General features: G+C 69.1%; 23 protein-coding genes. 12 read left to right on the forward strand and 11 right to left on the reverse strand.

Features of this window, described 5'->3' with window-relative positions; genetic code table 11:
* Positions 1-63 precede the first annotated feature (63 nt).
* On the forward strand, positions 64-789 hold the full coding sequence (locus CGUA_RS00530; protein WP_290196636.1) for an ion transporter: 726 nt from the start codon (positions 64-66) through the stop codon (positions 787-789).
* Positions 790-991: 202 nt separating this feature from the next.
* Here the strand turns inward: CGUA_RS00530 and CGUA_RS00535 are convergent, their stop codons facing one another.
* The 3 genes from CGUA_RS00535 to CGUA_RS00545 all read right to left on the reverse strand — a co-directional run bounded on the left by CGUA_RS00535 (position 992) and on the right by CGUA_RS00545 (position 4635).
* Positions 992-2314 (reverse strand): DUF2254 domain-containing protein, encoded by a 1323-nt coding sequence (locus CGUA_RS00535; RefSeq protein WP_290196637.1) that lies wholly within the window; start codon positions 2312-2314, stop codon positions 992-994.
* Between the two features lie 110 nt (positions 2315-2424).
* The gene (locus CGUA_RS00540; protein WP_290196639.1) at positions 2425-3525 is read right to left on the reverse strand and encodes a site-specific DNA-methyltransferase; all 1101 of its coding nucleotides are present in this window, start codon (positions 3523-3525) and stop codon (positions 2425-2427) included.
* Between the two features lie 45 nt (positions 3526-3570).
* Positions 3571-4635 carry an App1 family protein phosphatidate phosphatase gene (locus tag CGUA_RS00545; protein ID WP_290196641.1) on the reverse strand — a complete coding sequence of 355 codons (1065 nt, stop codon included), beginning with the start codon at positions 4633-4635 and terminating at the stop codon, positions 3571-3573.
* 137 nt (positions 4636-4772) lie between these two features.
* On the opposite strand from CGUA_RS00545, the gene CGUA_RS00550 reads away from it, so the two are divergent.
* Positions 4773-5429 (forward strand): DUF1801 domain-containing protein, encoded by a 657-nt coding sequence (locus CGUA_RS00550; protein WP_290196643.1) that lies wholly within the window; start codon positions 4773-4775, stop codon positions 5427-5429.
* Here CGUA_RS00550 and CGUA_RS00555 read toward each other — a convergent pair.
* The 3 genes from CGUA_RS00555 to CGUA_RS00565 form a co-directional block, all read right to left on the reverse strand.
* Positions 5426-5929, reverse strand: coding sequence for a GNAT family N-acetyltransferase (locus tag CGUA_RS00555; protein ID WP_290196645.1), 504 nt, complete (start codon positions 5927-5929; stop codon positions 5426-5428). The two genes, CGUA_RS00550 and CGUA_RS00555, sit on opposite strands and share 4 nt — an antisense overlap.
* A 61-nt stretch (positions 5930-5990) precedes the next feature.
* Positions 5991-7409 (reverse strand): dicarboxylate/amino acid:cation symporter, encoded by a 1419-nt coding sequence (locus CGUA_RS00560; RefSeq protein WP_290196647.1) that lies wholly within the window; start codon positions 7407-7409, stop codon positions 5991-5993.
* Positions 7410-7485: 76 nt separating this feature from the next.
* Complete coding sequence (locus tag CGUA_RS00565) at positions 7486-8073, reverse strand: DNA-3-methyladenine glycosylase (RefSeq protein ID WP_290196649.1); 588 nt, start codon at positions 8071-8073, stop codon at positions 7486-7488.
* A 19-nt stretch (positions 8074-8092) separates the two neighbouring features.
* Between CGUA_RS00565 and CGUA_RS00570 the strand changes: the two genes are divergently transcribed.
* Together CGUA_RS00570 and CGUA_RS00575 are read left to right on the forward strand one after the other, a co-directional pair.
* On the forward strand, positions 8093-8680 hold the full coding sequence (locus CGUA_RS00570; protein WP_290196651.1) for an HAD family hydrolase: 588 nt from the start codon (positions 8093-8095) through the stop codon (positions 8678-8680).
* On the forward strand, positions 8677-9213 hold the full coding sequence (locus tag CGUA_RS00575) for a gamma carbonic anhydrase family protein (RefSeq protein WP_290196654.1): 537 nt from the start codon (positions 8677-8679) through the stop codon (positions 9211-9213). Before CGUA_RS00570 ends, CGUA_RS00575 begins: the two co-directional genes overlap by 4 nt.
* Positions 9214-9327: 114 nt before the next feature.
* Here the strand turns inward: CGUA_RS00575 and CGUA_RS00580 are convergent, their stop codons facing one another.
* Positions 9328-10419 carry an ROK family protein gene (locus tag CGUA_RS00580; protein ID WP_290196656.1) on the reverse strand — a complete coding sequence of 364 codons (1092 nt, stop codon included), beginning with the start codon at positions 10417-10419 and terminating at the stop codon, positions 9328-9330.
* Positions 10420-10622: 203 nt separating this feature from the next.
* Between CGUA_RS00580 and CGUA_RS00585 the strand changes: the two genes are divergently transcribed.
* Positions 10623-11672 (forward strand): MinD/ParA family ATP-binding protein, encoded by a 1050-nt coding sequence (locus CGUA_RS00585; protein WP_290196658.1) that lies wholly within the window; start codon positions 10623-10625, stop codon positions 11670-11672.
* A 127-nt stretch (positions 11673-11799) separates the two neighbouring features.
* Positions 11800-12606 carry a YdcF family protein gene (locus CGUA_RS00590; RefSeq protein ID WP_290196660.1) on the forward strand — a complete coding sequence of 269 codons (807 nt, stop codon included), beginning with the start codon at positions 11800-11802 and terminating at the stop codon, positions 12604-12606.
* Here the strand turns inward: CGUA_RS00590 and CGUA_RS00595 are convergent.
* Positions 12603-13343 (reverse strand): NAD-dependent deacylase, encoded by a 741-nt coding sequence (locus tag CGUA_RS00595; RefSeq protein ID WP_290196662.1) that lies wholly within the window; start codon positions 13341-13343, stop codon positions 12603-12605. The genes CGUA_RS00590 and CGUA_RS00595 overlap by 4 nt on opposite strands.
* 72 nt (positions 13344-13415) lie before the next feature.
* Here CGUA_RS00595 and CGUA_RS00600 point away from each other — a divergent pair, with 72 nt between their 5' ends.
* The 3 genes from CGUA_RS00600 (at position 13416) to CGUA_RS00610 (ending at position 16511) form a co-directional block, all read left to right on the forward strand.
* Entirely contained in the window at positions 13416-15047 is a 1632-nt protein-coding gene (locus CGUA_RS00600) for a DUF885 domain-containing protein (RefSeq protein WP_290196664.1), read from the forward strand.
* The gene (locus CGUA_RS00605; protein WP_290196666.1) at positions 15047-15388 is read left to right on the forward strand and encodes a YciI family protein; all 342 of its coding nucleotides are present in this window, start codon (positions 15047-15049) and stop codon (positions 15386-15388) included. Before CGUA_RS00600 ends, CGUA_RS00605 begins: the two co-directional genes overlap by 1 nt.
* 196 nt (positions 15389-15584) lie before the next feature.
* On the forward strand, positions 15585-16511 hold the full coding sequence (locus CGUA_RS00610; protein WP_290196668.1) for a hypothetical protein: 927 nt from the start codon (positions 15585-15587) through the stop codon (positions 16509-16511).
* A gap of 43 nt (positions 16512-16554) precedes the next feature.
* On the opposite strand, the gene CGUA_RS00615 is transcribed toward CGUA_RS00610, so the two are convergent.
* Positions 16555-17637, reverse strand: a complete 1083-nt coding sequence (locus CGUA_RS00615; RefSeq protein WP_290196670.1) for an AbrB family transcriptional regulator — start codon at positions 17635-17637, stop codon at positions 16555-16557.
* 32 nt (positions 17638-17669) lie between these two features.
* Here CGUA_RS00615 and CGUA_RS00620 point away from each other — a divergent pair, with 32 nt between their 5' ends.
* On the forward strand, positions 17670-18431 hold the full coding sequence (locus tag CGUA_RS00620) for a TSUP family transporter (RefSeq protein ID WP_290196672.1): 762 nt from the start codon (positions 17670-17672) through the stop codon (positions 18429-18431).
* Positions 18432-18450: 19 nt separating this feature from the next.
* A complete protein-coding gene (locus CGUA_RS00625) occupies positions 18451-18654 on the forward strand; it encodes a hypothetical protein (RefSeq protein WP_290196674.1) in 204 nt (67 codons plus the stop codon).
* On the opposite strand, the gene CGUA_RS00630 is transcribed toward CGUA_RS00625, so the two are convergent.
* Both CGUA_RS00630 and CGUA_RS00635 read right to left on the reverse strand, forming a co-directional pair.
* Positions 18651-20939 carry an ATP-dependent RNA helicase gene (locus CGUA_RS00630; protein WP_290196676.1) on the reverse strand — a complete coding sequence of 763 codons (2289 nt, stop codon included), beginning with the start codon at positions 20937-20939 and terminating at the stop codon, positions 18651-18653. The two genes, CGUA_RS00625 and CGUA_RS00630, sit on opposite strands and share 4 nt — an antisense overlap.
* Entirely contained in the window at positions 20929-21528 is a 600-nt protein-coding gene (locus CGUA_RS00635) for a sugar O-acetyltransferase (protein ID WP_290196678.1), read from the reverse strand. The genes CGUA_RS00630 and CGUA_RS00635 overlap by 11 nt, the downstream gene beginning before the upstream one ends.
* A 56-nt stretch (positions 21529-21584) precedes the next feature.
* Here CGUA_RS00635 and CGUA_RS00640 point away from each other — a divergent pair, with 56 nt between their 5' ends.
* Positions 21585-22262: an alpha-ketoglutarate-dependent dioxygenase AlkB family protein gene (locus CGUA_RS00640; RefSeq protein WP_290196680.1), complete on the forward strand. Its 678-nt coding sequence runs from the start codon at positions 21585-21587 to the stop codon at positions 22260-22262.
* Positions 22263-22276: the final 14 nt, after the last annotated feature.

Below are 22276 nucleotides of genomic sequence, written 5' to 3' on the forward strand. Positions count from 1 at the left end.
CGCCCGGGGCGGTCTGACCCGACGCTCTCCGGGGAGAACTCCCGTTTTGGAGGTCGGCACGTTATGAGCAGTCGATGGTCATCGCAGACCGGGCGGGTGGAGGCCGCCGAGATCCTGGCGGCCCGGCTGGACCGGCCGATGGGGTTTCTCGGGGTGCTCTTCCTCTTAGTTGTCCTGGGCCAGCTGCTCGTCACTGAACCGGGGTGGGTGAGGATCCTGAGCATCGCCGGGTGGGTGTTCTGGGCGCTGTTCGTCGCGGAGTTCGTGCTGCGCGCCTATGTCGCCGGTTTCCAGTCGAGGTTCTGGCGTCGCAACTGGTGGCAGGTCATCTTCCTGCTGCTGCCTTTTCTCCGGTTCTTCCGGGCATTGCGGGCGATCCGGGCTCTGCGGGTGGCGCGGCTGTCCCGGGCGGCACGGGTCGGCGGCATTCTCTCCGCCGGGGTGCGCGGGTCCCGGTCTGCGGGGCGGTTATTGTCCAACCGGATCGGCTGGCTGGTCTCCATCACCGCGGTCGTCATCCTGGCCGCCAGCCAGCTGTTGTATGCCATGGGGTCCGAGACGGACTACACCACAGCACTCTACGAAGCGACTCTCACAACGATCACCGGCACCGGGATCACCACCGACGATCCCTTCGCCAAACTGCTGCACCTGATCCTGGCCGCGTACTCCGTCGCCGTGTTCGCCACCCTGGCCGGTTCCTTGGGCGCTTTCTTTCTTCATGATCGGGGGAGTCGAGCCCACCGTAGCCCGGAACAATCTGCGGGCGGGAACGACGGGTCCGCCTAGATCCAGGCGCACCCGCTGCATCACCCGCAGTGAGTACCAACGACAGCAAACCCCCTGTTAACCGTCGGCGTCGCGATGATTCCGCGGACGGGTGACGTGCCGAGCGGGGCCAGATGCCCAGCAGTTTCGAGGCCGGTGCGGGCTGGGGCAGGCGTGAATGCCCGGGCCAGGCCACGGCCCGGCGGCGCCACCTGATCCCGGATTAGACGGTCGCGGTGTCCTTGCCCTTGTCCTTATCCGCACTATCGTCATCGTCCAGGATGGTGCGGGCCCGCTCGACGGCGGGCAGGGACTGCTCGGTGGCGGCCGTCGTCAGGTCCTCGAGCATGATGCGCAACTGGGTGGGAATCATGGCCGAACCCGCCCCGTAGAGATGGATCTCCCGGACCACCTCATGGAGCATGGCCCCGATGCGTTGCGGGTGGTGCACCACCCGGACCTGACCGTCCTCGTCGGCGATGTAGGGGCTGGGTTCGGTGACGGTGACCAGATAGCGAAAGATCCGGTGGAGCTCCTGGACGCATTGGGCGGCCGTCGCCGGATCGTTGATGCCCGGGGACAGCGCCCGGTCAGCGATGTCGACCAGTTGGCGCAGTCCGAACGCCACGTCCTGGTGGAGCTCCCTTTCTGTCCGTACTTCGATGGTGGAGAGCAGGATACGTCGATCGCGGTCGCTGAGTTTCCCCTCCCACCAAATCCGCAGCAGCGGCTGGCCTTCGACGAGGAATTCCCCCACGGACCGGTCGACCGTGATTACGGCTCCGTGCTCCGTGGCCCAGGAGATCAGCTTCCGGTAGTCGATCCAGACCAGGGAACCGTGGCTGTCGGCCGGGACCTCTTCTCGGTGGTCGTCGGGCCGGGGGGACCAGCCCGGCCCCTGGGTCGGGTCTGTGTCCCTGCTCTTGACGGGATAGATGCGTTCGGCCAGCGCCATCGTTTCCTTTCCGATCTCGGAGATCGCGTTGGCCACCCGCATCGAGGAGGTGATGGTCCGGATGAAGGCCATGAACAGCCCCAGGCATCCGAGGACCAGGAGGAAGGCCAGGGACACTGACACGCGGGGGACGAAGGCGGTGAGTTCCTCATCCTCGCTCCACACGTACCGGAGAACCGTCAAGGAGAAGACGAACGTGCCCAGGAACATCGCGAGGGTCGCCTGGACGATGCGGTTACGGAGGAAACCGTTGAGCATTCGGGGGCTGAACTGGCTGCTGACCAGCTGAAGTACCACCAGGGTGATGGAGAAGATGAGGCCAGTCACCGAGATGGTGGCCGATGCGATGGTGCCCAGCACCTCACGGGCGGCCGAGGGGCCGCCTCCGAAGGCAATTTCGGGCGGGGTCTCCGATAAGCCACGTTCCCACGTGGGCAGCAGAACACCGAGCACCACGGCGGCGACGACGCTGACGGTCGGTATCGCCCAGAACGGCCGCCACAGCCGGTCCCGCAGCGTTTCCCGGGGAACGTCCGGGATCGAACCACGGAGCCGGAAGCTCTCGGAGGTCTCGCGGTTGTTGTCCTTCACCCCACCATTGTGACACCGGCGACGGTTGGCAGGGGGTGATATGCCGGCTCGTCCCGCCGACGGGGGCCATCTCCCGGGTACGGCGTTCACAACCTACCGGGCTGGTGCGGCTAGGTCACGTACACCGGCGAAAATTCGACGTTCATCCGTGCCAGGCGTTCGCGGGTGATGGCGGCGAGCGTCGGCAAGCCCGCGTCGACGGCCCGCGGCCCGGCGGGTTCGGGTTGCTGGACGAGGATGAAGCGGCGCGCCCCGCCGTCCTCGGCGTTGGCGGCTTCCACGGCCACGCCGGTGGTGCCGGTGCCGGCGAAGAAGTCGAGGACGGTGGCCTCCGGGCCCGAGGCGGAGAGGATGAGCTTGCGCAGCAGCACGATCGGCTTGGGGTAGCTGAACTCGATCTCCCTGCCCATCACGGCCTCGAAATCCTTGCGGCCGACGGTGGTGCCGCCGTAGTTGAGGATGGAGCGCAGGTAGGTGGTGCGGCGATGGTCGGTGGGGATGACGCGGCGCGGCTGGCGGCGGCCGTCGCGCCCGAAGTAGAGCAGGTCCTCCTCCTGCAGGCGCCGGATTTCGTCGCGATCCCACTTCCACTGGCGGGTGAACTCGTCACCGTGCGGGCCGGTGATGGTGAAGTAGTTGGGGTGGTCGCTGCGCTCGCGGGAGGCGTTGACCGCGAGGTTCGCCGTCTGCAGCTCATGCTCGCGCCCGGCCAGCGCCTCGTGGATGCGGTTCCACTGGACCTGCGGACCGTGGCAGGCGACGACGTATTCGTGGCTGGAACGGACCGTGCGCACCTGTTTCAGCGTGCCCGACGAGCCCTCGGCCTCGGTGTTCCACACCAGCACCTCGACCCGGTCGTCGCTGAAGATCTCCTTGCACAGACGGGTCAGGGTGTCGAGCTCGTTGTCGTCGATGCTGATGAGCATGCTGCCGGTCGGTTTCAGGAGCCTGTGCGCGAGCAGCAGCCGCGGGTACATCATCGACAGCCACGCCTCGTGACCCGCGAAATTGTCGTGGTAGGTGAAGTCGTTGCCGGTGTTGTACGGCGGGTCGATGTAGATCAGATCGACCGGATCCTCGAGCGCGCGCAGCACCTCGAGGTTGTCACCCTCGACGACGACGTTGCCCTCGGGGAGCCCGATGCTTGTCGACGCCCGCTCAGCCTCCGCCGCCGCCGCCCGCTTGCCGTCCCACACCAGTTCAATAGCCATCGCGGCAATCATACGGGCGCCTGCCGGGACGGAGAACCTCCGGTTCTAGCGGATGACCTTGCGGTACTCGTCGAGCAACGCGTGCCCGTCCGGGGCGGAGATGGACGGGGTGCCTTCGCGGTCGGTGCGCTCGACGTCGACCAGCGAACCGGTCGTGCCGTGGGAGAGGACGTGTTCGGTCGGGGTCAGCTCGCGGATGGCGACGCCCTTGACGCGGTCCGGGTGCTCCTGAATCGCGTCGGCGTAGGTCAGCGGATCGTGCTGGCCGTTGTCCCCGATGAGAATCCACTCGGTGTTCGGGTAGTCGATGAACAGGTTGCGCAGCTGCACCTTCTTGTGCTCCTGCCCGGAACGGAACAGGCCGGTCGGGGTCGGGCCCCAGTCGGTCAGCAGCAGCGGCCCCTTCGGGAAGTTGTGCTCCTCGATGAAGGTGCACAGCGTCTCGTAGGTGTTCCACGCGCCCGTCGAGAGGTAGAAGACCGGCGCGCCCGGGTTCTCCTCGAGCAGCCGGGTGTAGAACTCCGCCATGCCCTCGACCGGTTTGCGCTGGTTGGTGTGGACGAACCAGGAATTGTAGGCAGCGTGCAGTGCACGGGGAAGGTTGGTCACCATGATCGTGTCGTCGATGTCGCTGACGATGCCGATCGGGGCGTCGTCGGCGGTGATGAGCACCTCGGCGGTCACCGTCTCGGCGCCCTCCGCCTCGACGATCACCTCCTGCCAGCCGGTCTCCAGGCCGTGATCCTCGACGAGGACGTCGAAGTAGCCGTTGCCGTTGGTCCGGGTCCGTACGGTATGGCGGCCGGCGTGGACCGTGACCGGGTGATCGCCGACCTGGATGGTGAAGAACTGGCGGTAGCCGCGCTGGGCCTGGGTGGACACCTGCTCCACCTGGGTGCGGGGGTTTCCGTCCTCGTCGACCTCGATCGGTGCCTCGTCGTCGAATTCGGGGTCCTGCATCAGGACGCGGCCGATGACGTGGACCCGGTTCGAGGTCCCGTACCCGCGGAACGGAGTGATCTCCGGTGCCCAGCCGGCCTCGGTCTTGCGACGGACGCCACGGGCGTTGATGCGGCGCTCCACGGCACGCACGATGTCTGAGATTCCCATGGTCGTCAGGGTACCGAGACAGCCGGGTTCATGTGGGGGCGCTCAGGAGAAATTCACCCGGAGCCCGCTGTCAGATCCCTGTCCGTCTCCCTGTCTGTGGCGGCCCGGCCGTCCGAAACCCCGGTAGCATCGCGGGCATGGCCACACCGTACGAGGACATCAGGGGCGTCGGTCGTCCCGCACGCGACGCGCTGGCCCGAGCGGGCTACCCCGACCTGGAATCGCTGGATGGGCAGGACTGGGCGAAGATGCTGGGACTGCACGGCGTCGGCAAGCGGGGCCTTGAGCGTCTCCAGGACGCGCTCGTCGAGCGCGGGCTGGGCATGTCGAACGCCCCGGCGAAGGAGGAGCGGGCGGCGCAGTTCACGGAGGGGCACACCGGCGTCAACACCGACGACTATGCCGGCGGACTGAGCGGGGAAGACCCGGTCGCCTACGTTGACGGCCTCGACATGCCGCGCCGGGTGACACACGGGCGGCAGCTGCTGGAGATCTTCCACCGCGTGACCGGTGCCGAACCGCGCATGTGGGGCCCGTCGATGATCGGCTACGGCGCGGTGCACTACCGGTACGCAAGCGGCCGGGAGGGGGACACGTTCCGGGTCGGGTTCTCGCCGCGCACGGCGAAGATCTCGCTCTACGGGCTGCCCCACGACGAGCGCTTTCTCAGCCGCCTGGGCAAGCACACGACGGGGGCGTCGTGCCTGTACATCAACAAGCCGGAGGACGTCGATCTCGAGGTGCTCGAGGAGATGATCCGCCACGGCTGGGAGAACTGGGACGAGGGCTGCTAGCCGAACGCCGGGTGGTAGATGACCTCGCCGTCGGGGTAGTCGGCGGCGTTGAGTCGCACGGAGAGAAAGTGCTCCTCGGGCACGTCGGAGTGGTAGAAGAAGGGGATGGGCAGGAAGCCGAAGCGGGTGTAGAAGACCTCGTCGCCGGCGACGGTCAGTCCCTCGGCGCCGCGCTTCTCCATGATGTCCGCGGCGCGGTGGATGAGTTCGGTGCCGATGCGCCGGCGCTGCAGCTCCGGTTCCACGGAGACCGGGCCCAGTCCGTACCAGCCCTCGGTGCCGTCGGAGACGGTCACCGGGGAGATCGCGACGTGCCCGACGACGCGTCCGTCGCGCTCGGCGACCAGCGAGAGGGAGAGTGCGCCGGCGTCGCGGAGCTTTTCGACGATCGCCGCCTCCGTGCCCGAGGAGTGCCGGGCGGTGGCGAAGGCGCGGGTGGTCAGCTCGCTGATGGCGGCGGCGTCGGCGGGGGTTTCCTCGCGGATGATCAAATCAGACATGGTTCCACCATACGAAAACGGGCCACCCGCGTGGTGCGGGTGGCCCGTTGTCCGGGGAAGCCTAAGCCCTGGTCGTGACCTCGCTGAGCGCAGCCTCAGCCTCAGTCTCAGCTCCAGAGTCGTCCTCGTCCTCTGCGGTGTCGAGCGCGGACTTGCCGTTCTCGGCGGCGTCGAAGATCTTCTGGTCGAGGATGCCGTGGCGCTTGGCGACGACCGTGGCGACCAGGTTCTGGCCGGTGACGTTGGTGGCGGTACGGGCCATGTCGATGATCGGCTCGACGGCCAGCAGCAGGCCGACGCCGGCCAGCGGCAGGCCCAGGGTGGACAGCATCAGGGTGAGCATGACGGTGGCGCCGGTGGTGCCGGCGGTGGCTGCGGAGCCCAGGACGGCGACCAGTGCGATGAGCACGTAGTGGGTGAGGTTGAGCTCGATGCCGTAGAACTGGGCGACGAAGATCGCGGCGATGGCCGGGTAGATCGAGGCGCAGCCGTCCATCTTGGAGGTCGCGCCCAGCGGCATCGCGAAGGAGGCGTACTCGCGCGGCACGCCCATGGACTTCTCGGCGACGCGCTGGTTGACCGGCATGACGCCCATGGAGGAACGGGTGAAGAAGCCCAGCGTGGTGACCGGCCAGACGCGCTTGAAGAAACCGAGGACAGGAATGCGCGCGTAGACCAGGACGGCCGGGTAGAGCACGAACATGACCAGCGCGCAGCCGACGTAGATGGCGACGACGAACTTGCCCAGCGAACCCAGGGCCTCCCAGCCGTAGGTGGAGACGGCCTTGCCGATCAGCGCGGCCGTGCCGACCGGCGCGAGACGGATGATCCACCACAGCATGACCTGGACGACGGAGAGCAGCGACTCGGCGAAGCTGATGAAGGGCTCGGCCTTCTTGCCCGCCTTGACCGCGGCGATGCCGATGGCCAGGGACAGGACCAGAATCTGCAGGACGTTGAAGTTCGCGTTGAGCGCACCCGAGGAGCTCTCCGACACGGACAGGCCGAGGAAGTTCGCCGGCACCACCGAGTTGATGAAGCCCAGCCAGGAGCCCATGCGCGAGGGGTCGGCCGCATCGGCCGCGTCGACGCTGGTGCCGACGCCCGGCTGCATGACCAGGCCGACGACGATGCCGATGACCACGGAGATGAACGCCGTGACCGCGAACCAGATGAGGGTGGAGCCGGCCAGCCGGGCCGCGTTACGGACCTTGCGCAGGTTGGCGATGGAGGTGATCACTGCGGCGAAGATCAGCGGCGGGATCAGCAGCTTGAGCAGCGTGACGTAGGTGTTGCCGAGCCAGGTGAGGGTGGCGGTGAGCCAGGACTGCTCCTCCTCGCCGAGCCCGGCGTCCATGCCCCGGGCGACGAACCCGAGGATGAGGCCGATGACCAGGCCGATGATGACCTGGCCGCCGAAGCCGGTCAGCCAGGACGGCAGGCGCGAGGCCTTCGCCGGGGCGGTGGTGGTGGTGGACACGGGGCTTCCTTCTTCCGGTATCAGACCGAGCGGTGGGCCATTCGCAGACCGATCGGTTCATGTTGAATGGTCACATTTAAACAGGTCCATCCGGAAAAGGCAACCCGTGCCTCCTGGCCTTTTTGCGGGAGACCGTCGGGTCGTCCGGAATCCAGAAGCGCAGGTGCGCCCCCGTGTTCTTGGAGATGCCCACCCGCGGACCGTGCACGATCTCCGGCGGAAAGGACCGCTCGGTCAGCAGGAACTCCGGGCCGGTGACCGGCTGGCCGTTGTCCTCCAGCGCGAAGCCCAGCGCGGACCCCAGATTCCCCGGCCCCTGCGCCAGGCGCACGTCGGGGACGTCGCCGCGGCGGGCGCGTGCCGTCGACAAGCCGTCGACGACCTCACCCGCCCGCAGCAGGCATCCCTGGCCGGTGCCCTCCGGGGCGCACACGATGTTGCCGTTGAGGTGGATGCCGTAGGAGAGGTAGACGTACATGCGTCCCGGCGGGCCGAACATCGCGGCATTGCGGGCGGTGGGGCCCCGGTAGGTGTGGGCGGCCTCGTCCTGTGAGCCCAGGTAGGCCTCCACCTCCGTGAGGCGCACCGTCACCCCGCCGTGGGTGAGATGCGCGCCGAGCAGCTGCGGGGCGACGACGTCGGCGTCAGCGGTGAAGTCGATCATGATCACTAGGCTAGAAGACATGACCGCATTGCTCATCGACCTCTACGGGGTGCTCCTGCCCGGGCCCGACGCCGACGACGTCGCCCGGGTTGAGGCCGCGGCGGGGGTCTCCGGTGATGCCGCCCGCCGATTCTGGGAGCATTTCCACGCCACCCGCCCCGAGCTGGACGCCGGCACCATCGACGACCAGTCCTGGTGGCAGCGCCTCGGTCGGCAGGCGGCTCCGGACGCCGACATGGCCGAGGTCGCCGCCGCCATGATGGCCGGCCACCTCCACCAACCCACCGACTTCCTCCGCCAGGCCCGGGAGCTGCTCGAGGGCAACGTCATCTGCGGCGTCCTCGCCAACATCCCGCTCTCGCTGTCGCTCCAGCTGCGCGACAAGCACCGCTGGCTCGAGGAGTTCCACGCCGTGATCTTCTCCTGCGACATCGCGCTCGCCGCCCCCGACCCCCGGGTGTTCGCGGTGGCCACCGACGCGATGCGCACGGCGGCCCGCGACACCCTCTTCGTCTCCGCGGACGCCGCCCAGGTCGCGGGCGCGGAGCGGGCCGGGATGCGGGCACGACTGATCGCCCCCCACGACGACCTCAAGGAGTTCCTGTGATTTACGCCTTCAACGGAAAGAAACCCCGCATCGCCGCCAGCGCCTTCATCGCGCCGGGCGCCGTCATCATCGGTGACGTCGAAATCGGCGAGGACTCCTCCGTCTTCTACGGCGCGGTGCTTCGTGGCGACGTCAACGCCATCCGCATCGGCGCCCGCACCAACATTCAGGACAACTCCGTCCTCCACGTCGACCGGGACGCACCGTGCATCCTCGGCGACGACGTCACCGTCGGCCACCAGGCGCTCGTCCACGGGGCCGTGGTGGGGGACGGCACCCTGGTCGGCATGTCCGCCTCGGTGTTGTCGCGCTCGGTAATCGGGCCCGGATCGCTCATCGCGGCCGGGGCCGTCGTGCTTGAGGGGCAGGAGATTCCGCCGAAGTCCCTGGCCGCCGGCGTGCCCGCCAGCGTCCGGCGGGAGCTTTCCGACGAGCAGTCGGCCTCCTTCGTCCCGCACGCGGGCCGCTACGTCGCCCTCTCCAGGGAGCACCGGGGCCTGGAACCGCTGCGACTGGAGGATGTGCAGGGGTAGGGGTGACGGGCGTCGCCTCTCAAGGATCGCCCGTCCCCCGTTTCCTGACAGAAAAGGGGTGAGCCGTCACGGGGGACTCCTTCGGGGAGCCGTAGCCGCGGGCCGGGTCCCGGCCTACCCCTGTGCGAGTTTGAGCGGTTCCCGGGACAGCAGGTCCAGGGCCACGGCGCGGGAGATCGCCCGGACGATGTCGCGGTGGCTGGGGATCAGGCGCAGTTCGACCTGGACGTCCTCGGGCAGGGTGGTGCGCACCGATTGGGCGTAGAGCTTCGGGGCGGCCTGGTCGTCGATGAAGGCGGAGCCGGCGACGACGACGGTGTTCGGCCGGTGTTCCACGGCCAGTTGGGCGGTCAATTCGCCGAGCCGGCGGGCGCGGGTGTTGAGGAGGTCGCGGATGCCGGGGTCGGGGGCGTCGACAAGCTGCCGCAGGCGGGCGGCGGAGGTGCCGGAGGCGCGCAGGACGCCGGCGGTGCCGAGTTCGTTGACCACGGCGGACGGCAGTTCGAGCTGGGTGATGCGGTCCTGGCCGGAAACGGCGGCACCCACCGAGTCGTCGGCGAAGAGGGTCATCACCGTGGGGGCCGGGCTGCCGAAGTCGGTTTCGGCGACCTGGAGTTCGGAGCCGAGGATCGCCGGCACGGCGGCGGTGACGGTGACCGGGACGGAGAACTGGAAGCGGAGGCGGCCGGCGACGTCGACGCCGTTCCAGCCGAGGGAGGGGGCGTCGACGACGCCGTCGTCGCTGACGCGGCCGGGGAAGGTCACGCCCACGGAGACGAGCGGGCGGTCGAGTCCGGCGGTGAGCCGGTTGAGGCCGGCCATGACGTGTTCGATGAAGTCGTCGGCGCCGAGCTTCGCCATCGGGGTGTCGACGTCGACGTCGCGGACGGTGCGCCCGTGGGTGTCGTAGAGGCCGATGTAGGTGGTGGTGGTGCCGACGGCGATGCCCGCGTGCACCCAGTGGAGGTCCGCGAGTTCGAGGGGAATCGTCGGGCGGCCGCGCCCCTTGGAGTGGGTGAGGTCGTTGCGTTCGATCACGAGGCCGGCCTTGAGCAGGGCGGTGACCGCGCGGGTGACGGTCGGCTGGGACAGGCCGGTGGCGGCGACGAGCTCGCCACGTGTCGTCTGCTGCTGCAGACGCATGAGATGGAAACACTTCGACGCCGGCGTGGCGGGGCGTGAGAACGCGGGGGTCGAGTTCAGCATGCTCGGTAGTGTATCCCATTCCAGACAATGCAGTCTATTCGATAGGGGGGACAAATGGACAGAGCGGTTCATTCGGGCGAGGATCGGGAGCCCACGTCCCCAGCCGAACCTTTAATATTCTTACCCGAACAATATCCCTCAACCTCGCTAGTCTGTAGGCGGCTCACGCGCCGTCGAGACAACATTCTTTAGGGGGAAAACTCATGGCCGAGCACGATTCGTCCATCACGCAGGAACTACAGAACTGGATCCGCACGCCGGACGCCGCGGTGACCGCCCGGGGGCAGCATTCCACGCCGGGGGAGTACGACCTCCTCCCCGCCCGCACGCTCGACGAATCCACGCTGGTCAACCCGGTCAAGCCCGCGCCCCGGGGCGGGTGGCGCCGGGCGGTCCACTCCCTGACCGGCGGCAAGGTCAACCCGGGCAACTCCTCGGCGGTCGAGCGTCATGAGCAACTGCTGGAACGGGTCCGCCAGCCGCTGCGGGGCGATTACCGGATCGCGGTGCTGAGCCTGAAAGGGGGTGTCGGCAAGACGACGAACATCGTGGCGCTGGGCTCCACTTTCGCCTCGGTCCGCGGGGACCGGGTCATCGCCGTCGACGCCAACCCGGACTTCGGCACCCTGGCGCAGCGGGTGGGGGCGCCGCCGCACCACGCCACGATCCGGGATCTGCTGGCGGCGGAGGACACCTCGCGCTATCCCCAGGTGCGCGCCTTCACCACCCAGGCGCCCTCCCGGCTCGAGGTGATCGGCTCTGAGCGGGATCCGGCCGCCTCAGAAGCCTTCAGCGAGGAGGACTACCGCCGGGCGATCGACGTCCTGCAGCACCACTACAACGTGATCCTCACCGATTGCGGCACCGGTCTGATGCATTCCGCGATGAACGGCGTGCTGGCCCTGGCGAACTCCCTGGTGCTGGTCACCTCCTCGGCGCTGGACGGCGCGCAATCCGCCTCCGCCACCCTCGACTGGCTCAACCTGCACGGCTACGAGCAGCTGGCCGCCAATTCCATCGTGGTCGTCTCCGAATCCAACGCGGGGAAATCGCCGATGAACACCGAACGCCTGGCGGAGCACTTCCGGGCCCGGACCCGCGCTGTCCACACCATCCCCTTCGACCGCCATCTGGCCGAGGGCGGCTCCATCGATCTGGAGCGGATGACGAGGCCGACCCGCGAGGCGTACCTGGAGCTGGCCGCGCTGGTCGCCGACGATTTCGGCGCCTGGCACCGGCACGCGGCCCTGTGACGGCTCCCTGGCGCAGAGGATCAGCACAGACGATCAGCAGTCAAAAGTACGCGCGGCCGACCACGGCGACCACGGGGCGTCCCTAGACTGGCCCGGTCCAGGAACCCAAGAGATGGGAGTATGTCTCATGCGTACCTTGATCGCCACGCTCATCACGGCGACGCTGCTGCCCGCCACGGCGGGGCCGGCGGGCGCGTCCTCCGTGTCCCCGTCGCCGGGCAGCGTCAGCCAGGAAGTGGTCGTCTCCGTTCCGGGCTACGGCCCGTACCGGCTCTCGCCTGACCTGACCAGTGCCGTCGGCGTTGCGACCGGGGAGGATCTGCTCAGCGCGGCGGCGCTCTCGGCGGACTATGAGGGCGACGCCGTGGCCCGTGACGCCGCGCGTTCCGCGCTGACGCCGGAGGGACGGGCGGGGGTCGACGCGGCGCTGGCCGCGATCCACCATCCCATCGCCCCGCCGGAGACAGTCCCGGGGTCCGCGCCGATCGTGGTGCTGGGCAACGGGCTGGCGCCGGACGGTTCGGTGCGGCCCAACCTCGCCAACCGCCTCGAGGCCGCCCGCCAGCTGGCGGTGCAGCGCCCCGCGGCGCCGGTGGTGGCCTCCGGCGGGCCGACCGCGGACGGTTACGTCGAGTCCCACGCCATGAAGCGGTGGCTCATCGACGCCGGCGTCGCACCGGAGCGCATCCTCACCGAGGAGCAGTCCTACTCCACCGTGAGCAACGCGCGCCTGACCCGGGCGCTCCTGCCCGAGGCGAGGGAGGTGCTGGTGGTGTCCTCGCAGGATCACGTCCACCGCGCGGTCGTCGACGTCACGCTGGCCTTCGGGCCGGGGGCGCGGGTGGCGGGGGTCGGCGCGCAGAACGACCCACCGGCGGCGATGCCGGACCTTTCCGGCGTCTACCGTGACGCGGTCGCCTGGTACCTGGGTTAGCGTGCGGCGTCGACAAGCGCCGGCAGCACCTCGGCGGCGGTGCCCTCGCAGAAGACCTCGGCGAAGCGCGTGAGCTCGGTGGCCTGCGGGGAGACCTCGATGATCGGGGTGCCCAGCTCATGGGCGATGAGGGGCAGGGAGGCCGCCGGCTGGACGACGCCGGAGGTGCCCACCACCACGACGAGGTCGGCCTCGCGCATGGCCCGCTCGGCGGCCTGCCACTCACCTGCCGGCAGAGGCTCGCCGAACCACACGACGCCCGGGCGGACGAGGTTGCCGCACAGCGGGCAGGACGGGGGTGTCAGTCGCTCGACGGGTTCCTCGAGGTGGGGAACCTCCCCGCGCCAGGGGCGCGCGCAGATGGAGCACCGGAACTCGAAGAGGGATCCGTGCAGGTGGGTGACGTCCCCGGACCCGGCGCGCTCGTGGAGGTCGTCGATGTTCTGCGTCGTCACGTGGGCGGCCTCCCAGTCGGACAGGGCCCGATGCCCGGCGTGGGGGTCGGCGCGGGCGGCCAGCGTGCGCCGCCACAGGTACCAGGCCCATATCGGTTCGGGATCCTTCGCCCACGCGTCGATCGAGGCCATCGCCTGCGGATCGACGTTCTCCCACACACCGGTGCGCGCGTCACGGTAGGTCGGGATACCGGAGTCCGCGGACATGCCTGCCCCGGTGAAGACCTCCACGCGCGTGGCCGCGGTGACCAGCCCCAGCGCCCGTTCATCGAGGTTTCCCATGTTCCACAGCCTAGCGACCGGCAGGTACGCCCAGGTGGAAAGAGACCTCTCCGGGGGCTATCATCACCCCTCATGAGTGCCGAGCCTCTTACTGGAGAGACGACCGACCAGCCCCGCACCCCGTCGCTTCTCGACGCCACCGCCTGGGGAATCTCCGGCTACGACGGCCAACTCCAGGACTTCTCCCCGGCCTACTGGGACGCCGTGGCGGATCGCATCCGTGACATGCTCGCCGACGTTGACGCCCTCAACGACGGCACCGACGATTCGGACGACGAGGACGACTTCGACGACGTCGACCATGTCACCGCGGCCGTCCTGCGCGATCGCCTGAGCCTGGAGGTCGACCTCCACCACCACGGCGAGTACCTGCGCCTGCTCAACAACATCGAGTCCCCGGTCCAGATCATCCGCGACTCCTTCTCGCTGATGCCCAACGAGACTCCGGAGCAGATCGACGCGATCCGTTCGCGCCTGTCCAAGGTGCCCGCCTCGCTCGCCGGCTACCGGGAGTCGCTGGCCGCGGCCGCCGCCCAGGGCCACGTCGCCGCCCACCGCCAGGTCGAGGCCGTCATCTCCCAGTGCGAGCAGCTCGCGGACGCCGGTTCCATGCTCGACGGTCTCGGCGTCGCCCAGGAGAACCCGGATCTCGAGTCCGCCCGGGACGCCTTCGCCGAGATGGCCGACTGGTTGTCCACCGAGCTGGCGCCCCAGGCCCCGCACGACGACGCCGTCGGCCGCGAACGCTACGAGATGTTCAGCCACTATTTCGTCGGCGACACCGTCGACCTCGACGAGGCCTACGAGTGGGGCCTGCACCGGCTGCGCGAGATCAGCAGAGAGCAGGAGGCCGTCGCCCATGAGCTGTACGGCCCGGAGTGCTCCGTGCGCTCGGCCTACCGCAAGCTCAACCACGAGAACCGCTACACCATCGAGGGCACCGACGCCCTCGTTGACTGGATGCAGGGCGTCGCCGACGAGACCATCGCCAAGCTCAACGGGACCGAATTCGACATCCCGGAACAGGTCCGCGCCCTCGAGGCCCGCATCGATCCGGCCGGTTCCGGCTCGATCTTCTACACCCCGCCGGCCGACGACTTCTCGCGGCCGGGACGCATGTGGTGGTCCGTGCCCGCCGGCCAGACCATCTTCCACACCTGGCAGGAACTGACCACGGTCTTCCATGAGGGCGTGCCGGGCCATCACCTCCAGCTGGGCACGACCGTCGCCGAGCGCGAGAACCTCAACCTCTGGCGCCGCGTCGCCTGCTGGAACTCCGGGCACGGTGAGGGCTGGGCGCTCTACGCCGAGACCCTCATGAAGGAGCTGGGCTACCACTCCGACCTGGGCAACTACATGGGCTACCTGGATTCCCAGCGCCTGCGCGCCGCCCGCGTCGTGCTCGACATCGGCGTCCACCTGCACAAGAAGAACATCGAGGGCAACGGCACCTGGGACGCCGCGTACGCGAAGTCCTTCCTCCGCGAGAACTCCGCGATGGACGACGCGAACCTCACCTTCGAGATTGACCGCTACCTCGGCTGGCCCGGCCAGGCCCCGTCCTATGCCCTGGGCCAGCGCATCTGGCTCGAGACCCGTGAAGAGGCCCTGAAGCAGGGGCTCAGCGCCCCGCAATTCCACGCGGAAGCGCTTAGACTCGGCAGCGTCCCGCTGTCCATCCTCCGTGAGGAAGTTCTCGACTAATGGCCCAGTACCTGCTCGCCGTCCACCACGCGCCCGGCCGCTACGGCGCCGACTCCACGCTCGCTCCCGAGCAGGCGTTCGCGCAGGTCGACGCTTTCAACCAATCCCTCATCGACGCCGGCCAGCTCGTCTACGCGTGCGGCCTGCAGGAGCCGGCCACCGCGGTCACGGTGAGCGTGGAAGGCACCCTCGGGGACGGCCCGCTGTACCCCGACTCCCCGCAGCTCGGGGGCTTCTGGATCATCGAGGCGGCCACCCGCACCGAGGCCGAGTCCATCGCCGTCCGCGGTTCCGCCGCCTGCGGGCAGGACCTCGAACTGCGTCCGGTGCAGGGCGAGTAGGTCCCGGCCGAGGCGCTGATCGGTGAAAGGCGTCTGGTCACAGGCCGCAGATTTCCGTTCTGTGTGGTTAAAGGCGTCGCCCTTTGGCCAGGGGCCTTTTGCCAACCTTGTTTAACAACCCGGGTTATCCACACGTTCCGTCGATTCGGGTTCATCCCTTGAGCGCATCTTCGACATCTGCCCGACAGTGTGGGGCATGAGCCATGACGACATCACCGCGCACTTCGTTGACCTTCGCCGCCTGACCAATGCCGACCACATTCTCCGCGCCGCCATCGCCGCCGGCCATTACCACCGCCTGACCCCCGAGATCGCGATGCTTCGTGAACGCTTCACGGAGTTGCCGCCCTGGGATCGGGTTCGCGCCCGCACCCTTGCGTTCGGATGGTCGGCTGACCGGGCGGTCCTTGTTTCCCGTTCCGCGGCGGTCATACATGGTCTGTGGACGCTCGGGCTGGACCCGCTCGTCGAGCTCGCCTACCTCACGCGTTCTGCGCCGCCCAGGTCCCAGCGGCACCCTTACGTGGTCTACCGACGATCCCATCTCCATGGACACGAGGTGATCGACATGGAAGGCGTCCGCGTGTCGACGGTCGCCAGGACGCTCCGCGACGTCGCTCGTTACCACGGCGTCATTGCAGGAGTGGTTGCCATCGACAGTGCGCGACGACGATTCCCGGCACTGCCACTCGACGGCCTGACCATGGGAAAGTTCTTTGGGATCGGCATGGTGCGGCAGGCCCTGGAACTATCCACTGGGCTCGCAGAAAGTCCGCTCGAGTCGGAGGCTACGGCTCTCCTGAAGCTGGATGCGGAGATCGGGCGTCATTCCATCGTTCCCCAGCAGGAAGTCACAATCGGGGGTCGCCGGGTTCGGCCGGACAACCTCATCGACGGCTGGCTCATCGTCGAGATCGACGGCGAACTTAAGTATGACGGGCACACCTTCGGCAAGCCCACCGATGACGTGATTCGTGCGGAACGGCAGCGGGAGAAGCTGCTGCAGAACGCCGGTTACGTGGAGCGTCGGTACGGCTCACGTGACATCCGAGGCGGCCTCATGCTTGCCGACGTTCGACGTACTCTTCGCTCCGCCCCCAGCTGGGCAAAGACAACGGGTTAAAGGTCGAGTGATACGTGTTCCGTATGGACAAAGGCGGGGCCCTTTAACCAGCGCCCTTTGTCCCGGAACGCTCCGACCCGTCCGACCCGTCCGACCCGCCCAGCAGCCGCGGCAGCAACCCCACGACGGCGAGCACGCCCATGAGCCGGATCAGCTGGATCACGACCACCTCGGGCCCGGCGCCGCCTTCGGAGCCGAGCGCGAGCACCGTCTCCAGAGCGCCGGGGCTGGTGGCCAGGTAGGCCTCGAAGTAGGTGACGCCCAGCCAGCTGGTCAGGGGCAGCGCGCTCAGGGCGCAGGCGGCCATGACGATAACGATGAAGGCGATGGTGGCGGGCAGCTGTCGGGCGAAGGCCGCGAGGGCGGGCACCGAAAGCATGCCGCCGCATACCCAGCCGACGGCGAGGAAGGACACCACGGTCAACGCCTCGGGCGGGAGCATGGTGTGGCCCTCGGGCAGGAACGCCGAGATCAGGACGGTCAGCAGCAGGGGGCCCAGCATGCCTGGCACGGGAATGTGCAGCGCCCGGGCGACGGGTTGGCCGATCAGCGCGACCAGCACGATCACCGCCATCATGAGCCAGCTGTCCTGGACCACCGGCGCCGCCGTCGCCTGACCGCCGCCCGGCATGGGCAGCAGGCCGGCCACCAGCGGCAGCGTCATTGAGACGGCGAGCAGCCGCAGGTACTGGCCCAGCGCCACGTAGCGGGGATCTCCGCCGACCTCCGTGGCGATGGCGGGCATCATCGAGGCGGCGCCGGCCAGCATCGACAACACACCGGTTTCCCGGCTGATCGACGGTTGCGAGCGGGCCAGCAGCAGGCCGCCGCCAACACCGATGCCGAGGGTGACCGTGGTGACGAAGACGCCGGCGGGCAGCAGGGAGACGATGTCGCGTGGCGGGACGCTCACGAGCGGGACCGCCGCGAGGATGCCGATGATACCGCGGGAGAACTGGTAGAAGCGGGCGTTGATGGGCAGCTCCCGGCCGCTGATCAGCGCCATCGACCCGGAGGCGAGGATCGCGGCCAGGATCCAGCCGGCGGGGACGTGCCAGTGATTGAGCAGCAGTCCGAGGGCGACCGACAGGGGAGCGACGATCAACCACCGGACAAGAGTGCTCATGGTCGCTCCTCATTCGTGGAATACTCCGACTCATGGATGCTATCGGGTGGGGTGCGCTCATCGCAGGTTCCGCGCTGGCGGGGTGGGTCGACGCGGTCATCGGGGGAGGCGGGCTGGTGCTCATCCCGTTGATTCTCTCGGTGGCGCCGGGGCTGGCTCCGGCGACGGCGCTGGGCACGAACAAGCTGGCCGCGGTGTTCGGGACGGCCTCGGCGGCGGTGACGCTGGTGCGCCGCGTCCGGCCCCGCTTCACTCCCTTCTACGTGGTTCTGGGTGCGCTCGCCGCCGGGACCGGCGCCGCCACCGCCAGCCTGCTCGACGACGCCGTCCTGCGTCCCGTCATCATCGTGCTCATGCTCGCCGTCGGCGTGTACGTGGTGTTCAAGCCGAGCTTCGGCACGGAGGAGGGGGAACCCCTCGGGGCCCGGTGGCGTAGCGTCGTCGCGCTGCTGGCGGTGGCCGTCATCGGCTTCTATGACGGTATTTTCGGCCCCGGCACCGGGATGTTCCTCATCATGGCGTTCACCCTCATTTTCTCCCAGAGCTTCCTGCGCTCGGCGACGATGTCCAAGGTGGTCAACACCTCGACCAACCTCGGCGCGCTGGTCGTCTTCGCGATCGGCGGGCACGTCCATTGGCAGCTGGGCCTGGTCCTGGCGGTGGCGAACATCGTCGGCGCGCAGGTGGGCGCGCGGACCGTGCTCGGGGGCGGTTCCAGATTCGTCCGCTACGCCCTGCTGTCGCTAGTGATTGTCATGAGCGTCCATCTTTCATGGCAGCAGATTGTCAGCTGAACTACTTATAGTCGGTCACATGAACATCACCATTCACAGCGCGACAGAAGAAACGGCCGATCAGATCATCGGGGATCTGGTGGAGCAGGCCCGGCTGCTGGACGTCGACGAGGTGAACGTCTTCGCGCCCTCGGATGTTCTGCCCCTGCTCGCCGCCGCTTCGGTAACGCATCCGTGGCTCCCGGAGGGCCTGCGTTTCCACGAGCTCGTCGCCGTGGCTTAACTTCTTCTTTTCGTTCGCGCGGTCGCCTGCGCCGTCCACGGGTCCTCGGGCCAGGGGTGTTTCGGGTAGCGGCCGCGCATTTCCTTTCTCACGTCCTGGTAGGGCCCCTCCCAGAAACTGGCGAGATCGTCCGTCACCGCCAGCGGCCGGCCGGCGGGGGAGAGCAGGTGGAACAGCACCCGCACGCCCGCGCATTCCGGACTTGACGCGAGCCCGAAGCATTCCTGCAGCTTGACCCGCACGGTGGGCCTCCCGTCGGCGTAGCTGATCCGCGGGCGCGAGCCGCTGGGCACCGCCAGGCGCTCCGGCGCGAGCTCATCCAGTCGCGCCGCCTCGGGCCAGGGCAGCAGGCGCTGCATCGCCGGGTACATGTCCACCTTGTGAATCGGCGTCCCCCGGGCGACCTGCACGAGCTCCGGTGTGACGTCCGCGCCGCTTGTCGACGCCCACGGCTCACCCACCCGCTCATGCAGGAAATCAATGCGATCCCGCAGGGCCTGCGCCCTCTCGGAGAAGGTGAAGTCGGAGACGGTCACCGTCTCGGCCAGCGCCTCGGCGGCCTTGTCCGCGGGCACTCTGGTGGGGGTGGAGGACAGTTCGATGGCTCCGGCGCGACGGACCTGGCGGCCGCGTATCTTGCCGTCGACAAGCTCGGCGACCAGCGCCTCCTCGACACCGACGGCCTCGAGCGCCTGCTGTTCCGTCAGTCGGGCGCCGGCGCGGATGGTGGCGCGGGCGCCGGTGCGCGAGACCTCGGCCACGGCCAGCCACTCGCCGCCGAGACCGAGGTCACCGGGGAGCCGGGCGCGGGTGCCGGAGGCCAGGAGATACTCCTCGCCGACCAGGCGGGCGACCTGGGCGGGGAAGGCGGCGGCGATGACCTGCCCGGCGGTGGCGGGGCCGCGATCGTCGACGAGCTTCCGGAAACGGGCCACCTGGCGTTTGTCCGGACGGGCCTGGGCGACGTCGCCGCGGGGCGAATCCGCCAGCGCCGCCACGATCGGGGCGGCCTGGCGTCCGTACCTGAGCAGCGCGGTGCCGAGCCGGGGATCGACCGGCATGCGGGCCAGCTGGCGACCGTGCTCGGTGGCGTGACCGGCCTCGGTGACGGCGCCGATGCCGCGCAGGGTGGCCTCCGCAGCGGTGATCGCCGCGGCCGGGGGCGGATCCAGCAGCGGCAGCCCCTCCCCGCGGGGAGTGCCCCAGCAGGCCAGGGTCAGCGCCGCGTCGGTGAGGTCGGCGGTCTGGATCTCCGGCGTGATGTGCGGGGTCAGGTGGCGATAGTCGGACTCGCTGAAGGCGCGAATGACCAGGCCGGGGCCCTCCCGGCCGGCGCGGCCGGCGCGCTGGTCGGCGGTGGACTTCGCCTCGGAAACGGTGATCAGGCCGGTCATGTTCCGCAGCGCGTCGCGGCGCGGGACCCGGGAGAGGCCGGAATCGACGACGATGCGCACGCCGGGCACGGTCAGCGAGGACTCGGCGACCGCGGTGGAGACCACGATGCGCGGCTGCGCGCGCGGTGTCAGCGCCGCGTCCTGCTCCGCCGACTCCAGCCGTCCGTGCAGCGGCAGGCCGCCGGTGACGGCGACGACCTGTTCGACCTCGCGCACGCCGGGCACGAAGACCAGCGCGGATTCACCGCGCTTCTCGACGGCCCGCAGCGCCTGCTCACCCAGGTGGCAGTAGAACTCGCGGCTGCCGGTGAGCCGACCCTCGTGTGGGGCGTGCTCGTACTCCAGCGGGTGCGTCACCGCCGGAGTCGATAGGACGGCGGCGCCGCCGAGCAGCTCGGAGTAGCGGTTGGCGTCCAGGGTCGCGGACATGGCGGCGACGCGGAGGTCATCGCGCAGCTGGGCCAGCTCCACCAGCATGCCGAGGATGAGATCCGTGTCGATCTGGCGCTCGTGGACCTCATCGACGGCGACGGCGGCCACGCCCTCGAGCTCGGGATCGGCGAGCAGCCGGCGCAGGAGGACGCCGGGGGTGACGAACTCCACCGCGCTGCCCGGGACGTGCTCCCCGCGGATGGAGTAGCCGACCGCGTCGGAGCCGGAGAGCTGGCGGAGGCGTCGATAAGCGGCGCGGACCGCCACGCGCCGGGGTGCAGTGACCAGCACTTTCCCGCCGGTGTGGTTGGCGAGCGCTGGCGGGACCAGTGTCGTCTTGCCGGTCCCGGGCGGCGCCTCGACAACGAGCGTGCCGGTCTGCTCGATCAGCTCCGGGAGCTGGGCGATCGTGTCGGCGACGGGCAGGCCCGCACCGATGGTCTCGAGATCAAAGGTCAATCTGGCTGCGCTCCGATTCGCCCGTTCGGTTCAGGGTGCGCACGACGCGGCCGGGAACGCCCATGACCATGCTGTCGTCCGGGACGTCCCTGGTCACGACCGCGCCCGCGGCGATGACACAGCGGTCGCCGACGCTCACCCCCGGCAGGACCTTCACGCCCGCGCCGAACCAGCAGTCCTCGCCGATGGTGATCGGCTGGGCTCGCTCCCAGCCGTCGCGGCGCATCTGCACGTCCTCGACCGGGTGGCCGACCGTGATGAGCTGGCACTCCGGGCCGAAGAGCGTGCGCGCACCGACCGTGACCGGGGCGCAGTCGAGGATGGTCATGCCGACGTTGATGAAACAGCCCTCGCCGAAGCTGGTGTTCACGCCGTACTCGATGAACAGCGGCGCCCAGGTCTCGGGGACCGCGGAACCCGGCTTGAGGAGGGCGGCGAGGTGGTCGCTGGCGTCCTCAAGGTTCGCGGCGTCGTTGAATGCCTTGAGATGCGTCCAGCAACGCTCATGGACCTCGGTGGCCTCGGCGGAATCGGGCAGATACCACTGGCCGGAGATCATGCGGTCAAAGGAACGGTACTTGTCGGACATGCGCTCCATTGTGCCCCACGCATTGTCGGGGGAGGGGGCCGATACACTCGGCGCCAGTGCTTTTCGACGACCTCCCCCGCCCCGCCACCCGCGTCACCGACGGCGTCGCCCACCTCCCGGGCTTCCTGCCGCTGCGGCGGCAGCGGGAGCTGGTCGCCGAGGCGCGCGCGATCGCCCGGAGCGTGGCGGGCACCCCGGTCGGGATGGAGCGCCCGGTGCTCGCCTCGGGGAGGATGAGCGCGTACATCCTGTCGCTGGGCTGGCACTGGTCCACCCGGCCCTACGGGTACGTGCGGCGGGTGGAGGGGGCTGACGTGCCCGCGCTGCCCGCCAGCTTTTCCGCGTTGGCCGGGGAGTCCGTGGATGCCGCGGCTGCCGTCGATCCCGCCCTGGAACCCTGGTCGAAGGGCCGGTTCCGGCCGGAGATCGCGCTGGTCAACTATTATCCGCCGGGTTCCCGGATGGGCCTGCACGTCGACGCCAACGAGGAATCCGACGCCCCGGTGGTCTCCCTGTCCATCGGCGATGAGGCCCTGTTCCGCATCGGCGGCACCGAGAACCGCAACAGACCCTGGGACGACGTGGTGCTCATGAGCGGCGACCTGATCGTGTTCGGGGGGCCGAAGCGGCGCGCCTACCACGGGGTCGTGGAGGTGCGCGACCAGACGTCGCCCGCCGACTGCGGCCTGGCGCAAGGACGCATCAACATCACGATCCGGCAGAAGGGGTTGTAGCGGCCTGGTCGTTT

This window comes from Corynebacterium guangdongense, assembly GCF_030408915.1.
Classification (GTDB): Bacteria; Actinomycetota; Actinomycetes; order Mycobacteriales; family Mycobacteriaceae; genus Corynebacterium; species Corynebacterium guangdongense.

What these genes read in the sequence shown, in the direction of transcription:
- CGUA_RS00620 (WP_290196672.1), top strand. Translation starts at nt 17,670, where the DNA reads ATGGATGCTATCGGGTGGGGTGCGCTCATCGCAGGTTCCGCGCTGGCG.
- CGUA_RS00550 (WP_290196643.1), top strand. Translation starts at nt 4,773, where the DNA reads ATGGCCACACCGTACGAGGACATCAGGGGCGTCGGTCGTCCCGCACGC.
- CGUA_RS00570 (WP_290196651.1), top strand. Translation starts at nt 8,093, where the DNA reads ATGACCGCATTGCTCATCGACCTCTACGGGGTGCTCCTGCCCGGGCCC.
- CGUA_RS00530 (WP_290196636.1), top strand. Translation starts at nt 64, where the DNA reads ATGAGCAGTCGATGGTCATCGCAGACCGGGCGGGTGGAGGCCGCCGAG.
- CGUA_RS00545 (WP_290196641.1), bottom strand. Translation starts at nt 4,635, where the DNA reads ATGGGAATCTCAGACATCGTGCGTGCCGTGGAGCGCCGCATCAACGCC.
- CGUA_RS00600 (WP_290196664.1), top strand. Translation starts at nt 13,416, where the DNA reads ATGAGTGCCGAGCCTCTTACTGGAGAGACGACCGACCAGCCCCGCACC.
- CGUA_RS00565 (WP_290196649.1), bottom strand. Translation starts at nt 8,073, where the DNA reads ATGATCGACTTCACCGCTGACGCCGACGTCGTCGCCCCGCAGCTGCTC.
- CGUA_RS00580 (WP_290196656.1), bottom strand. Translation starts at nt 10,419, where the DNA reads ATGCTGAACTCGACCCCCGCGTTCTCACGCCCCGCCACGCCGGCGTCG.
- CGUA_RS00555 (WP_290196645.1), bottom strand. Translation starts at nt 5,929, where the DNA reads ATGTCTGATTTGATCATCCGCGAGGAAACCCCCGCCGACGCCGCCGCC.
- CGUA_RS00540 (WP_290196639.1), bottom strand. Translation starts at nt 3,525, where the DNA reads ATGGCTATTGAACTGGTGTGGGACGGCAAGCGGGCGGCGGCGGCGGAG.
- CGUA_RS00625 (WP_290196674.1), top strand. Translation starts at nt 18,451, where the DNA reads ATGAACATCACCATTCACAGCGCGACAGAAGAAACGGCCGATCAGATC.
- CGUA_RS00595 (WP_290196662.1), bottom strand. Translation starts at nt 13,343, where the DNA reads ATGGGAAACCTCGATGAACGGGCGCTGGGGCTGGTCACCGCGGCCACG.
- CGUA_RS00615 (WP_290196670.1), bottom strand. Translation starts at nt 17,637, where the DNA reads ATGAGCACTCTTGTCCGGTGGTTGATCGTCGCTCCCCTGTCGGTCGCC.
- CGUA_RS00585 (WP_290196658.1), top strand. Translation starts at nt 10,623, where the DNA reads ATGGCCGAGCACGATTCGTCCATCACGCAGGAACTACAGAACTGGATC.
- CGUA_RS00610 (WP_290196668.1), top strand. Translation starts at nt 15,585, where the DNA reads ATGAGCCATGACGACATCACCGCGCACTTCGTTGACCTTCGCCGCCTG.
- CGUA_RS00590 (WP_290196660.1), top strand. Translation starts at nt 11,800, where the DNA reads ATGCGTACCTTGATCGCCACGCTCATCACGGCGACGCTGCTGCCCGCC.
- CGUA_RS00605 (WP_290196666.1), top strand. Translation starts at nt 15,047, where the DNA reads ATGGCCCAGTACCTGCTCGCCGTCCACCACGCGCCCGGCCGCTACGGC.
- CGUA_RS00635 (WP_290196678.1), bottom strand. Translation starts at nt 21,528, where the DNA reads ATGTCCGACAAGTACCGTTCCTTTGACCGCATGATCTCCGGCCAGTGG.